The following is a 13,550-nucleotide window of genomic DNA, read 5'->3' as shown; positions in this document are numbered from 1 at the left end:
AGAAAATACATATTAAACGTGGATTTAAACAAAATGGAAATTTTGATTAAAGGATTCTACATAAATAGGTAGAATCTAATTATTTGGTACACATTTTAAACCAAGGGGTACAAATTCGATGCGACGTGAAAAGGATTTGTTGAAACAATGGAAGGCGGATTTACAAGCTGTTCAAGAAGAGAAGAGGTTGAAGAAGAAAGCTAAGAAAAAAAATAAGAAATATAGCATTCCGGGTAATACAGCTGACTTTATGGATGGCAAGAATACTTATCGTAAAGAAAATGGGGTATGGAAGCAAAGAAATAAATAATATGTGGATAAATCATTATTAAAACAAGCGAATACAAAATTAAGATGCGCTAATGAGAATGGATAGACCATGCTAAACAACGTGCGTATATAAGGGAAAGCCTAAAAAATACGGTGATAAAACCCTTAAAATGGAGTACGTTTTAGAGCTGCCTGCTAATCGTGAAGAAAATAGATACATAGTTAAGAAGATATGTGAAGTTACTAGTGTAATCGTAAAGTTCTTTACAAGAGGGAAAAGAATAAGGGGTTATGTAGAAATTAAAGTAGAGAATCTGCTGCTTTTTTACTTTACAAAAAAACCTGCAGATTCTCCTGATAATGCTTTAATTAAGTACGTACCGAAAAAATAATGTAAAGACTTGAAAATGAGTTCAAGAGTTTTTGTTATTTCATTCCACTCTATAATCTTTATTTTTAAGCTTCTTTCTAATATCTATAAATCCTATAATCATTATTATCATGCATATTAACTTGAGCCAACGAAACTCCTGGTGGAACATTAGACCGGAGAAGAATTCATAAGCGTATAATAAACCGATAATTGGGAATAGCCAAGTCATAAATTTCAAATCTTTTAGATGAAACTTATAATTATTAATCTTTTTCCACATATGTATCAACTCCTATTTTCCTGACATTCTGTATTTTTTCTTGATAATATCTCGCATGTTTAGGATAAAGAATAGAAGGAAAATTAAGGCTATGATTCCGTTAACCCAGTAGTATGTATGTCCTGTTGTGAATCTAGTATAGAAAGAAAGAGAATTCCAAACTAAAAGAATTGTTGAACAGATAGTAGAAATCAATAATGAACCAAAACTTCTCATGGTTGTCACCTCGATTCAAAATGATAGTGGGTATCAATAATTATAACATTTAAATAAATAGATTTAAAAGGAGAGTGTGTAATTAAATAATATAAAGTAATCACTGTGAGGCGGGGAATATGGATAGGTAGTAAATTCGCTGATTTTCTAATTCCGATATATCTTAATCGCATATAAGTAAAGACATGAAATATTATATAACAATAAAAAAATATGAACAATAATATTTTAGTTAACAAAAGGAGGAGTTATACAAATTACTTCCTATAAGTGCATAGATTGGTGGGCAATACATAAAAAAAATTCTATAAGTCAACATCTTAGGAGGATACAACATTGCATCAGAAGAACTCACATTACTTATGCTTTGTCATAATACTAAGACATTTGGTAAGTCAGTATTGATTAGAGAAAATATAATCTTGCGTGTAATTCATAGGATTAGATATTTACTTTGTTAATTAATTGATTTTGTTATTATAATTATAACTGCATTTGGATAATAAAACCAGACTTGTAGTATATTGTATTATATATTAATGTTTATATATTCTTGTTAAATATTTTGAGGTTGGGTGGCGATATCAATGGAAAGAATTAGACGTATGACATATTTTTCAATTTTAGTGTTTGTTTTTACATTGTTTTTACCAAAAAATTTAGCATTCGCAAAAGAAATGGATAAGGTTTGGGATCCAGAGAAAGGGACTATATCTGGTTATATCTGGTTTGATGAAAATGGGGATGGCTGGATTGATCCTGAAGAACAAACAATAGCACCAGAAATGGGGGAAATAAAGTTATATTTAATTAATGAAAATGAAGTAGTAGTAGAAGAAAAAATAGTTTCTAGATTACAAGATGGCCAAGCTCATTACTATTTTGAGGCAGAAGAAGGAAAATATAAAGTACGAGCGGAGTTTACTGAAAAAGAACGATATAAGCTTACTAGAGAAGGAAGGGATTCATTTTTCAATTCTACAACAAAAGAAACAAGATATTATCAAATTATAAAATCAAATAATATAGATAGTATACAGCTAGGATATGTAAAAGCAAGGTAGTTAAGAAGAACTAGAAATTGCGCCTCTCATTTCTTGATTTTAAACTAGACGTGGGAGGTGCTTATTTTATATAAGATAATATTATAGAACCAATTTATAATATTAGATTTAATTTGGATTGGTCATTGTAATGGAATCTTGTACGAATACAGTAGCAGAACATAGTGTTCTCCAGTTCTTTTAATTAGAGATTTGTACATTATCTCCTTTACTAAATTGTTCTCCTTATGAAAATTCAACAAAAATTATTTTCTCATTATTGGACGCATCTTAATATTGAACAATAACATGGTCACTGGCACGAATTTAACTTTGCCTTTGATTGATAAAGTCATTATTTTATTCGTCTTTGTTTTGAGAACTTAGGAGTTTAGTAGGCTCATTTTTCGGCTTAATTTTCTTATAATCTTTATTCCCCTAAAACAAAAGAATGCTCTTAAATAAACATAAATAGGGTAATAGAAGAATTGAAAAAACTCAAATTCATAACTTCGCACGAAATACCAATTTTACGAACAATAAGATGTATAAATAGAAATCTAATATAGTATTTAGGAATTTCGAGCTCATTAGCATGAATCTCTCTATATTGGTATGTGTCCATATAATTCATATTTTATATAGAAATTATCAAATACTAAATTACACATTGCAAAATTTTTATAGTAAATTACATTTAAATTTATAAAAGTTTTTCTTATGTTGATCTATTTAACTCCTTATAATCATGATTAAATTAACCAATTCGTATTTAATAACAACTGTTAAAAATTTTTCGTGTATTCATTTTGTATAAATTTATATATGAAAATTGTTTTATTTTGTACACCTGTGAATGTGATTTTTATACTAATTTTTATAGCTTAATACAGATTTATCACATGCGTATCTATAATTTTATTAGAATGACTACGCTATCCTTATTTAATTTCGAGTATATTTTAGTAATCCATAATTTAATTATGTAAATAAGTCTGTGTAAAAATTGAATTTAACGCGAACTTGTGTTCGTAACTCTTTTCTGTTATAGTATATATGAGGTGATTTTTATGGATTACAGCAAGAAACGTCAAAAATCCGTACATCGGAAAAAATTATACGAAAATTTAAATGAAATGCCCTTTTACATAGAAGAATTTGTGGAGTATAAAGAATTGCATGATGCCTCTCCCTCCACCCTACTGAATTATGTATATGATTTTAGAGTCTTCTTTAATTGGCTATTATCTGAACAAATTATTGAATTTAAGCCCATTAAAGACGTATCTTTCTCTGATTTGGAGAATTTAAAGAAAAAAGATGTTGAGAACTTTATGAGGTTTCTAAAACTACAACAAAACATGCAGAATTCCTCTGTTAACAGAAAAATTTCGGCCTTAAAATCTTTATTTAAGTACCTCACCTCCCTATCAGAGAATGAAGATGGAGAATGCTATTTTTATAGAAATGTAATGGCTAAAATTGAAATACATAAAGATAAAGAAACATTAAATGCTCGTGCAAAACGTATGAGGTCTAAAATATTCCATAATGATGATGATCAAGAATTTCTGAATTATATTAAGTACGAACATGAAAAATCTTTAACAAGACATCAGTTATTCTATTTCTTAAGAGATAAGGAGCGTGATGTAGCTATTCTTTCCCTCTTTCTTGGTAGTGGTATTCGTGTAAGTGAATTGGCCGATCTCCGCATGGAAGATATAAACTTAAAAGAAAGACTAATTGACGTAATACGAAAAGGAAACAAAGAAGATTCCGTTTGGATTACCCCCATTGCATTAAATGATCTTGAAAAATATATGGAGATTAGAGATAACAAATATGCTCCAGGGAAAGAATTACAAAATGTATTCTTATCGAAGTATAAACATACTGCACAGCCTCTTTCCGTTAGGGCTATCCAAGATATAGTAGAAAAATATACTAAAGCCTACGGTAAAAGAATGTCTCCCCATAAATTAAGACATACATTGGCAAACAAATTATATATGGAAGAAAAGGATTCATTACAAGTGATGCAGCAACTTGGGCATACCAGTCAAGATACAGCTTTGCTATATACACAACTTGGGGAAACAACTATTAAAGATAGTTTAGGCAGAATAGGAAAGAATAAAGAATAAGGGTTTAGCAATTTTGTATTGCTAAACCCTTATTCTTTTCCCTACCCAAAAACACAAGGGTTTAAATATTATATATATTTCTCTTGAAATGTAGTTTTATTATATGAAAAATACATAATATAAATTTTACATTAATTGGTTTATAAAAACATTTCATATTTACAACATTTGCTTCTTTTTACTATTTAATGAGATATAATATTTGTATCAAATTTATCGAATGTTTCGGAATTTACTTTTTCTCCATCTATCGTCATATTTATTTTCTGTTTCGGATTTGCTGTTACCACCCAAGCATTCGGTAAATAACGATCTTCATGTGATAATGTAGAAGGTGAATTTATAACCTTTCCTCCTAAATATAGCGTAGCAGAAGAACCTCCATCCATAGCCATTGCATTTACTGCTCCTTTTTCATATAGAATATCTTGACACTCTTTTAACGTAGCCCCTATACTATGCGTCTGTCTACCGTCAATGACTAGAAACATAATTGTACCATCTTCTTTTTGGGCCATAATACTTCGCGGAGCAGAACCCCAACCACCGTCTCCTTCTGTAATCATTTTTTCTCCATTTACAATTAACTGTGGCATAAATCCTGCTGCTGAAACGATTTGTTTATCCAGAAGTTGTTGGGTAGAATAATTTCCTGTTATCATTTGCCCAAACTTTGTTAAACCCGTAATAATTGTAGGGGTATTTCTATCCATATTCGTATCAATAGCTTTCCCATTTTCTATTGCTATGCCAGTTGCAACATTTCCTCCACCCCTTCCTGTTTCATCAGCAAATCCACTTGCATTCACAGCAACAAGTGCATGATTACGTTTTGCCATTACACTAATTTTTTCTCCCCTGTTAGCGCCCTGTGTTCCTTGATGGCTAACAAGTTTAACATTGAAGGGATTGCTAATGGTAACTAACCTTCCTTCAAAAAGAAAACGACTATCTTTATTGCTTTTAATTGTTTCTACATTAATTTCTAATGGCTGATTTTTTAATTCTTCTAATCTTTTTCCTGCTATTTTTTTATAAATATGCTCATCACTGTTTGACCATTTTGGATGATTAATTCTATCTTGCAGTTTATTTAGTTCCTTTTGGGATAGGAATGTATATTTCGCATATTGTGGATGCTGAGAAGTTAGTATACTCCCAGCGATTGTTATACGAAGCTCTCGGCCATAGCTAGTACCAAATAATATTCCTATGCCAATAAGCATGAAAATAGAAAATAGAAGCAAAATTCGTTTGAAGATTTTTCTTAGATGTTTCATAGTTTTATCCTCCGGTATTAATTACATTCAATGAATCCATTAAAAAATTTTTTTAATAAAGACAAAAGTGTTTATTTTCCTCATTCCCAAGTTCCACACTAAGTCTTAGCAAGCAATGCAAAATACTTAATTTACATTGCGTATTTATTTGAGTGTATACTTACAAATTTAATAACGTTTTTGCAACCATGAAATAAATTACTAATCCTGTTCCGTCAACAAATGTTGTAATAAATGGGCCTGAAACAACTGCAGGATCTAATCTTAATTTTCTTAGAATCAAAGGTAAAACAGCTGCAACAAGAGAGGCCCAAATAACAATAAATAATAAAGTGATTGCTACAACTTGTGCAACTTCTGTTCCAACACCTAACATATAAGCACGAGTGAGTCCAGCTACCGCAAGTGCAAGTCCAAGAAGCATACCAATTGCAAATTCCTTTTTCATTACACGGAAAATGTCTTTAAATTTCACCTCTCCAATACCAATTGCACGAGTAATTGTTGCTACAACCTGTGTTCCTGTATTCCCTCCAGTACCTACTAATAATGGAACAAAGAAAGCAAGGGCAACTACAGTTTCAATTTCGTCTTCAAAATACTTTAATACTGTACCTGTATATGCCTCAGCAACAAAAAGAAGTAATAACCATGGTAGACGTTTTAAGAAAATGTTCCAAATGCTAGCTTCAAAGTAAGATTGATTCAATGGTTCACTTCCACCTAACTTTTGAATATCTTCTGTAGCTTCTGCTTCCATAACATTCATTACGTCATCAAATGTTATAATACCAATCATTTTATTATTTGCTGTTGTCACAGGTATTGCTGCTAAATTATAATTCAGTAGCTTTTTTACAACTTCTTGCTGGTCAACTTCAGCGTGTACTGAAATCACCTCTTGAATCATTATAGTAGATAATATCTCTTCATCTGCTGCTAGTAATAACTCATGTATGGAAACGATTCCCTCAAGATAACCATGACTATCAATAACATAACTATAAGATATTGATTCTACATTTTTAGAATGTTCCCTAATGTACTTCAATGTCATTTTTACTGACCAATTCCCTCTAACTGCAACAAAATCACTTGTAACAAGACTTCCTGCCGTTTCAGGTTTGAAAGTCATCAATTTTTTTACGTTATGTTTTGTAATTTTATCTAGATACGCCATTAATTTAGCCTGTTTTTCCGGATGAACCGCTAGAAGTAAATCTACTAATTCATCAATCGGTTGTAAATTTAGTAACTTTTTAGCTTTATTTTCATATAAGTGAATTAAGATATTATATTTTTCTTCTGCACTCATATATTGAAGAATTTTAGAGCTTTTTAATACAGGAATCGTATTTAGCAATATGACTTGATCTTCAATTGAAAACCGTTTTACTTCTTGCGCAACATCATACGACGGAAGACGTAAAACCTTCTCTGCATCCAAATTATTTTTGGTTGCAAGTAATTCCTTTAATAATTTCTTCATGTTAACTCCTCCTCATATTGCTAAGGGAGACTCTAGAGTTTCATGAGTGGTTTTGTTTTATTTTATCTGTCTTAGATTTTTTATTAGAGCAATAATAGTTACATTGCAATCAATTCATTAATTAGAATTACCTCCTTTTTGAATATAGACAAGATAAAAATAAATAAAATTAAACAGAAAAACCTTTACTCAAAAAGGAGTAAAGGTTTTTTCACAATACAAATAAATGATTATTAAGACAGCTCTGCCAAAATCACAGAGGTGCCTTTCTATCAAATCGTATACCACTCCCTCGTTGAGTTTTAGCACTGTATAGCATAGGTTTTTATAACCAGCTACATTAAGAAGGGCCTTAATCCGACCGTTCCTGTTGACCCATTGGCGTCTCTCGACATTTTTGGGCAGCAGCGTTTCTCTATACAGGAGCCTCACCTAACAAAGATTATTGAATTACTTCAAAATTTAAACCAGAATTTAATATTTGTCAACTGACTTTCAGTTCCGTACATAAAAAAATCTTTTATAGAAAATGAAATTATATTTTATTATAAATTTAAAATTCCACTTAAAAACATATGAAACTTATTGTTTTTAATCAAATTCCAACTTTATAACAGAAGATGAATGATTAGTTATTCTTTACTTCAAAAAAACATTTTTCAAAAAATCTTCTTTTATGATTAAAATCTTCTTTACTGTTTATCAAATTTATATGATTAAACTACTTAATCATACTTTACACTACAAGTCGAAAATATGTATTTATACGAAATGATTACATACATTTTCTCATATTATTTCTCAAAGGGCTATAAAGCTATAATCATATAAAATTAGCAATACGGTTGCTTGACAAGCAAAAAAAATATATTTATGCTTGCTACACGAAACAAATACATAAAATTTATATTGCTTAACCTGTTAGGTGAGGCTCCTATGCAAACACAGGCTATTGCCCAAAAATGTCGAAAGACGCCAATGGGTAGAACAGGAATTGTCGGATTAAGGCTCTTCTTAAGATAGCTAAGTGATGAATTTTCATTACTTTACGTTGTATAGTGCCAAAGCTCTACTAGGGGGAAAAAAGCCTTATTTAGTCATGCCATTTTGAATCCCCCTAGTTACATACTAGGGGGATTTTTGCGTAAGAAAACAGGGTATAAACGATAGAATCTGCCTTAACAAAAATCCTATTTAGTAATTGACGAGAACAAGATTTTATTGATTAGCAAATGTAATATTATGTTTTGTTTTAAATCAGGAGGATATTAAAATGAAAAAAATATTAAAACTCGATTATCTATTGCTCCTTCCTCTATTCATAACATGTACTTTAGGTATTATCATGATGTATAGTGCGAGCTCCATTATCGCTGTCCAACATTATGGTTATAACAGTAGACATTTTGTTGATTCTCAATTAACAAAGCTACTTTTAGGAACAATAGGGTTAATAGTCTGTTCTATACTCCCATATGAAATATGGAAAAAACGAATAGTCTCTATCTGTATTATGGTTGGAGGGATTTTTTTATTAATTATGGTTCTATGGAAAGGAAAAGTGGTAAATAATGCTCAATCATGGATCTTTGGAATACAGCCAGCTGAATTTCTTAAATTAGGAACAATACTTGTAACAGCCCGTTTTTTTGCATTACGACAAGAACAAGCTAAAAATAACTGGAGTGGTATCGGAAAACTTTTATTTTTTTTAGCTACAATTTTTTTTCTTATCTTTAAACAACCAAATTTAGGATCTGCACTTTTAATATTAGGTATAGGTTTTAGCATATTTCTTTGCTCAGGAATAAATATAAATCTACTAATCAAAAGAACTGCCATCGGTTCTATTTTGTGGTCACCTATTTTATATTTTTTAATTAAATATAGTTTGTCAGAAGTTCAAAAGACACGTATTACTACAATTTTTAATCCCTTTGTTGATGCACAAGGAAATGGCTACCAGCTTGTAAATTCTTTTATTGCCATTGGCTCTGGAGGAATTACTGGTCGTGGATTTGGAAATAGCATACAAAAAACAGGTTATCTTCCGGAACCACATACTGATTTTATAATGGCCATAGTTTCTGAAGAACTAGGATTTATTGGTGTATTTATTATATTGGCTGGAGTTTTGACTATAGTACTTCGCTCCTTAAAAATTGCACAATTATGTGTAGATCCATTCGGCAGTTTTATAGCAATTGGTATAGCATGTATGATCGGTATGCAATCCGTTGTAAATTTAGGTGGTATTACGGGACTATTTCCTCTTACAGGTACTCCATTTCCATTTGTAAGTTTTGGTGGAAGTTCTTTAATGGTCAATTTAATAGCAATAGGAATATTAATTAATATTTCAATTTTTAATAAAATTAATTTTAATAATCGTAATATGTAATTTTTGTATTTTTATTTAAAAATTTTTAAAATTCGACCACATTAATCAATCTATATTTAAAGAATTTCTAATTAATTTTAACTGTATGAATATAAATATTTATGTTCATTTTCATACGAAAAAAGGCAAGCATAAATTTACGCTTGCCTTCCGTTCTCAAAATCAATTACACCTAAAACAACGTGTGGTTAACCAAATCCAGATACTGTCTTCTAAGCCCTATTTTTTATTTTTCTAAAACAATTCCTGCTATTTCATTAGCATATTTTTTAGAGTCAAATTCATCATAGTTACTTAGTACAACAACAGACAAATATTCTTTTGGAAACCGCATGAAGTATGAACGATAACCTGCCCAGCTACCTGAATGTTCCAAGTATCGACAGTTAAACCCTTCTGCAAGCCTTAGCCCAAAAGCATACTCTTCATTATCAATAATCGTCTCCCCAGTTGGAGAAATTTTCGGACCTATTTCGCTCATTTTTTTAACAAGTTCTTTTCCACCAACGGTACCTGTAGTTAGATTTTCTCCCCACTTTACCAGGTCTTCAACTGTTGCATGTACTGCCCCATCACCTGTATGTTCCCAAGGGCTTTCATAGATTTTATATGTTCCTTGCTCATTCTTCGAATACCCACTAGTAATTGGTATAGTAGTTGGGTAGTAATCTACAATTGTTGTGTCTTTCATATGTAAAGGATCAAAAATACGCTCCTTTGTAAACTGAAGTAGAGACTTGCCACTTACCTTCTCTACCACTTGTGATAATAAAAAATATCCTGTATTGCTATACTCAAATTTTGTGCCCACTGGGAACCTTGCAATTTGATGACCATTTAGGTGTTTTAGAGATTCTTCCACAGTTAATGTATCAGTAAATTTAATATTTGCTGCTTCAGCCAATGCCATATAATCAACTAGCCCACCAGTATGATGAATTAGATGCCTCAATGTTACTGGTTCAGCATATGTTCCTATAGAAGGGACAAACTTTACAATTGAATCATCTAAACCCAATCTTCCCTCTTGTTCTAAGAGTAATATAGAAAACGCTGTAAATTGTTTAGAAACTGAGGCGATATTAAAAACGCTCTTTGTGGTTATGGGCAGATTTTCCTCTATAGAAGCTAAGCCAACTGCACCTTTATACGTTACTCCACTATCAAAACTAGCAATATATGCAAAGCCAGGGGCTTTGGATGAAAATTTGTTCAATAATTGTTTAATGAGAGCATGTGTCTTTTCATTATATGTATTATTCATCTCAATCACGTACCCTTCGCTTAAAATGATTACAAATATAATAAAAAATACTATCTATAAAATATCAGTGTAAGTGTGTAAAAGTTATAACATGAGTCGTATGGCCTATTATAAAAAGGCAAACTTAATTCAGTTTGCCTTTTTGATGTTATTCCAAATCTAATTAATTTTGATAATATATCTTTTGTTTACGCTGAAATGGATACGTTCTAATTTCATCTGTATCTAAATTTTCATGAAATAGATGTATGGCTATAATTTGTCTACAATCATAGGTATGATAATAATATATACCAGACTCCATACACATTGCGCTTGTATAAATGGTATTATCTAATGTACCTTCTTCCGTTATCACTCCACCTTTTGGAAGCTCACAATTTGATAAGATATGAAAAACGGCCGATACCCCTTCCTCTTCGTTATCTACCCCTTGAATATTTTGTTTGCTATACGCCGCCCGAACAAACCTTGATGGTGGAGTGAAATCCCCAGGGAGTCCCATCGAACCTGAACCTTGTCCAAAAGCACTTAATGGTACATCCCCCCATTGAGTTGGTGCATATGGCTGCGATTTAAGACCTATATATTGTCTTAAATTTTGTAAATGCCAGTTAAACTCAGGACTATTAGTCATTACCCCTAGCGGATTATCATACATTTTTAGCCCCTCAATTGTCGGCTCTATTACAATACATTCTCCCCATTTATCCGCTAAGATCCAATGTAGCGGTGGGGTAACTCCTAAAACAGATAATGATACATCTAAAAAAGAAATACTATCTACAGATTTCTTTAACTCTTCGACAGAATTGAATTGTGTGAGACTCCATGCCACAAAATCAAATGGAGCCAGATTTGTTTTATCGTCATCTATACTGTTACTATAAGTAGCGAATCCTGGAAAATAAAGTGTTGCACATGCCATACCTGATTCATTTACTCCATCTGCCAGAATGACCCTTCCTTGATAGTTGATCCCCATCCCGACAACTGCTTGTTTCGTTTCGATGGTTTCACCAGTTATATTGTTCCATCGATAACTTCGAGGAACTATTATTACTTCTTGATTGAAATCTAATGTAAAATCCATCGTTCTTGCAAAAAGATGTTGACCGTTTTTTGTCTGTAATGTCAAACTAGTACACATAAAGAACACCCCTTTGTTTAGTTTATTTAAACAAAAACCCATTTAATTTCTATCCTTAAGTTGATAAGCACGTATCTTTTTTCTTACTCATATTTATTGATTCCCCTTTCAAAATTTGAATTTTCTAATACAATAAGTCCAATACTATAAGGAAAATAAAAATGATCAAAGAGATTACTAATCTCCTTTATGATTCCCCCTAACAAGTTAAAAAGCTATTATAAACAAACTTCAATAAAAGATACCTTCTCCCTCCTTTTTTATCATTTTAGCCAAGAAGACTCCTTCCTCAAGGAACGTGAAGGGCTAAAATGATAAAATTTTCAACACATACATATGGCACTAGAAGTCTTTAATTTTTTTATTATCTTTAAAAATAATAATGTACTTTTATACCGCTACTCTTTAAACAGTGGCATTTACAAATATTTTTAATTACACAATACTTAACTTTATGAATTATTTAATAGTGAAAAATATCAGTGAGTATAACTGCAAAATTTTTTTAGTAATTCATGAATCAGGAAAAAGAATGAGTTGTTGATTCATTTTTAAATAAGGGATATTTTATAATGTGGGATTATGTATTAATGAAGAAATAATTCTGTTTACAAGATCATCTGTAATCCACTCTTTTTGCATATCATCGGAATGTTTTTGATTCATCGAATCAATAAATTTTTTAAATTTCGGAAATAAGACAATAGAAGTAATCCAATAAATCGTATGGTTTGTGGAAAAGAAATGAAAAATCCCTTGTTCTTTCCCTTCCAATAAGATTTCTTTTAATTGTTCAAAATTTACAATTATATATGGTTTGATTTTTTCTAATTGTGAACTTTCTTTGATAATTGCCTCATATGCAAGAGTTCCAATTTCAGGATGTTGTTTTATATGTGTAATAAAGAAAGTTAAATATTGTCTTAGAGCAGTTTTAGGATTATTTTGCGTTTCTTCAAGAAAATTGGGTAGTTTTTTTGCAAAACCATATTTTTTAAATACCTCTAAGTAAAGGTTCTCTTTTCCGTTAAAGTAATACGATGCCATAGCAACATTCACTTTTGCTTCTTTTGCAATTTCATGGATACTTGTACCATCATAGCCATGTTCTCCAAATTTTTTCTTAGCCGCTTCTAGAATATTTTCAATTGTTTGTTCGCGAGATTTGCCCATTCTATACACCTCAAATAATAATAAATGATTTCAAAAAAAATATGTGATTTAAATCACATATTTTTGAAATTCAATTATATATTTAAAATATTGATTTAACAACTGATCAGATATTAAGTTCTTTTTATAATAACCTTTTCTCTCCATTATTGAACTACCCCCACTTTCACTTCGTTTAGAAGTGAGGGATTCCTAAGTAAAGAGTTCTATCGAACTTTAATTGATTAGGCTAACCCCGCAGTCCTTGCGGTTAGAAGCTTTATCGCTTCATGCTTTAGATTGATACTTGCGTTAATATCCCTATCATGGTGTGTACGACAAGAAGGACAGTCCCATTCACGTAGATTTAGATTTTTAACGTCTTTATTTTGATATCCACAACAAGAACATAATTGGCTGGAAGCAAATGTTTTCGATACGACAATGACTTGTTTTCCATACCATTTTGCTTTGTATTCTAACAT

Annotated in this window: 12 protein-coding genes and 2 riboswitches; of the genes, 4 read left to right on the top strand and 8 right to left on the bottom strand. The window is 31.0% G+C overall.

Going from position 1 to position 13,550, the window contains the following annotated elements:
• Positions 1-118 precede the first annotated feature (118 nt).
• Positions 119-310 (top strand): hypothetical protein, encoded by a 192-nt coding sequence (locus C4S65_RS30745; protein ID WP_001250601.1) that lies wholly within the window; start codon positions 119-121, stop codon positions 308-310.
• A gap of 391 nt (positions 311-701) precedes the next feature.
• Here C4S65_RS30745 and C4S65_RS30735 read toward each other — a convergent pair whose 3' ends face one another.
• Both C4S65_RS30735 and C4S65_RS35490 read right to left on the bottom strand, forming a co-directional pair.
• The gene (locus tag C4S65_RS30735) at positions 702-923 is read right to left on the bottom strand and encodes a hypothetical protein (RefSeq protein ID WP_000265593.1); all 222 of its coding nucleotides are present in this window, start codon (positions 921-923) and stop codon (positions 702-704) included.
• 12 nt (positions 924-935) lie between these two features.
• A complete protein-coding gene (locus tag C4S65_RS35490) occupies positions 936-1,139 on the bottom strand; it encodes a hypothetical protein (protein ID WP_098838620.1) in 204 nt (67 codons plus the stop codon).
• Between the two features lie 587 nt (positions 1,140-1,726).
• Here C4S65_RS35490 and C4S65_RS30725 point away from each other — a divergent pair.
• Both C4S65_RS30725 and xerS read left to right on the top strand, forming a co-directional pair.
• On the top strand, positions 1,727-2,203 hold the full coding sequence (locus tag C4S65_RS30725; RefSeq protein ID WP_103945787.1) for an SdrD B-like domain-containing protein: 477 nt from the start codon (positions 1,727-1,729) through the stop codon (positions 2,201-2,203).
• 1,049 nt (positions 2,204-3,252) lie between these two features.
• A complete protein-coding gene (xerS, locus tag C4S65_RS30720; protein ID WP_103945786.1) occupies positions 3,253-4,329 on the top strand; it encodes a tyrosine recombinase XerS in 1,077 nt (358 codons plus the stop codon).
• A 185-nt stretch (positions 4,330-4,514) separates the two neighbouring features.
• Here xerS and C4S65_RS30715 read toward each other — a convergent pair whose 3' ends face one another.
• On the bottom strand, positions 4,515-5,609 hold the full coding sequence (locus tag C4S65_RS30715) for a phosphodiester glycosidase family protein (protein WP_103945785.1): 1,095 nt from the start codon (positions 5,607-5,609) through the stop codon (positions 4,515-4,517).
• A gap of 160 nt (positions 5,610-5,769) precedes the next feature.
• The gene (gene mgtE / locus C4S65_RS30710; protein WP_103945784.1) at positions 5,770-7,098 is read right to left on the bottom strand and encodes a magnesium transporter; all 1,329 of its coding nucleotides are present in this window, start codon (positions 7,096-7,098) and stop codon (positions 5,770-5,772) included.
• Positions 7,099-7,377: 279 nt separating this feature from the next.
• Positions 7,378-7,545, bottom strand: a riboswitch (M-box (ykoK) riboswitch).
• A 463-nt stretch (positions 7,546-8,008) separates the two neighbouring features.
• Positions 8,009-8,185, top strand: a riboswitch (M-box (ykoK) riboswitch).
• Between the two features lie 186 nt (positions 8,186-8,371).
• On the opposite strand from mgtE, the gene C4S65_RS30705 reads away from it, so the two are divergent.
• Positions 8,372-9,499, top strand: coding sequence for an FtsW/RodA/SpoVE family cell cycle protein (locus C4S65_RS30705; RefSeq protein ID WP_103945783.1), 1,128 nt, complete (start codon positions 8,372-8,374; stop codon positions 9,497-9,499).
• 226 nt (positions 9,500-9,725) lie between these two features.
• Here C4S65_RS30705 and C4S65_RS30700 read toward each other — a convergent pair whose 3' ends face one another.
• From C4S65_RS30700 to C4S65_RS30685, 4 genes are all read right to left on the bottom strand, one after another.
• A complete protein-coding gene (locus C4S65_RS30700) occupies positions 9,726-10,763 on the bottom strand; it encodes a serine hydrolase (RefSeq protein ID WP_001066658.1) in 1,038 nt (345 codons plus the stop codon).
• Between the two features lie 163 nt (positions 10,764-10,926).
• Positions 10,927-11,913, bottom strand: a complete 987-nt coding sequence (bsh, locus tag C4S65_RS30695) for a choloylglycine hydrolase (protein WP_000337608.1) — start codon at positions 11,911-11,913, stop codon at positions 10,927-10,929.
• 567 nt (positions 11,914-12,480) lie between these two features.
• Positions 12,481-13,086: a TetR/AcrR family transcriptional regulator gene (locus tag C4S65_RS30690; RefSeq protein WP_000520476.1), complete on the bottom strand. Its 606-nt coding sequence runs from the start codon at positions 13,084-13,086 to the stop codon at positions 12,481-12,483.
• Between the two features lie 224 nt (positions 13,087-13,310).
• On the bottom strand, positions 13,311-13,550 hold a 240-nt coding region (locus C4S65_RS30685; RefSeq protein WP_142391603.1), incomplete at its 5' end, for a zinc ribbon domain-containing protein.

The organism is Bacillus sp. ok061, from assembly GCF_900108285.1.
In the GTDB taxonomy this organism is placed as follows: domain Bacteria; phylum Bacillota; class Bacilli; order Bacillales; family Bacillaceae_G; genus Bacillus_A; species Bacillus_A thuringiensis_S.
Note: the sequence above shows the minus strand (reverse complement) of the source record. Positions and strands in the feature narration are given on the sequence as shown.

Bases quoted from the DNA above. Each gene is read 5' to 3' on its own strand.
- C4S65_RS30745 (WP_001250601.1), top strand. From the start codon at position 119: ATGCGACGTGAAAAGGATTTGTTGAAACAATGGAAGGCGGATTTACAA.
- C4S65_RS30735 (WP_000265593.1), bottom strand. From the start codon at position 923: ATGTGGAAAAAGATTAATAATTATAAGTTTCATCTAAAAGATTTGAAA.
- C4S65_RS35490 (WP_098838620.1), bottom strand. From the start codon at position 1,139: ATGAGAAGTTTTGGTTCATTATTGATTTCTACTATCTGTTCAACAATT.
- C4S65_RS30725 (WP_103945787.1), top strand. From the start codon at position 1,727: ATGGAAAGAATTAGACGTATGACATATTTTTCAATTTTAGTGTTTGTT.
- xerS (WP_103945786.1), top strand. From the start codon at position 3,253: ATGGATTACAGCAAGAAACGTCAAAAATCCGTACATCGGAAAAAATTA.
- C4S65_RS30715 (WP_103945785.1), bottom strand. From the start codon at position 5,609: ATGAAACATCTAAGAAAAATCTTCAAACGAATTTTGCTTCTATTTTCT.
- mgtE (WP_103945784.1), bottom strand. From the start codon at position 7,098: ATGAAGAAATTATTAAAGGAATTACTTGCAACCAAAAATAATTTGGAT.
- C4S65_RS30705 (WP_103945783.1), top strand. From the start codon at position 8,372: ATGAAAAAAATATTAAAACTCGATTATCTATTGCTCCTTCCTCTATTC.
- C4S65_RS30700 (WP_001066658.1), bottom strand. From the start codon at position 10,763: ATGAATAATACATATAATGAAAAGACACATGCTCTCATTAAACAATTA.
- bsh (WP_000337608.1), bottom strand. From the start codon at position 11,913: ATGTGTACTAGTTTGACATTACAGACAAAAAACGGTCAACATCTTTTT.
- C4S65_RS30690 (WP_000520476.1), bottom strand. From the start codon at position 13,086: ATGGGCAAATCTCGCGAACAAACAATTGAAAATATTCTAGAAGCGGCT.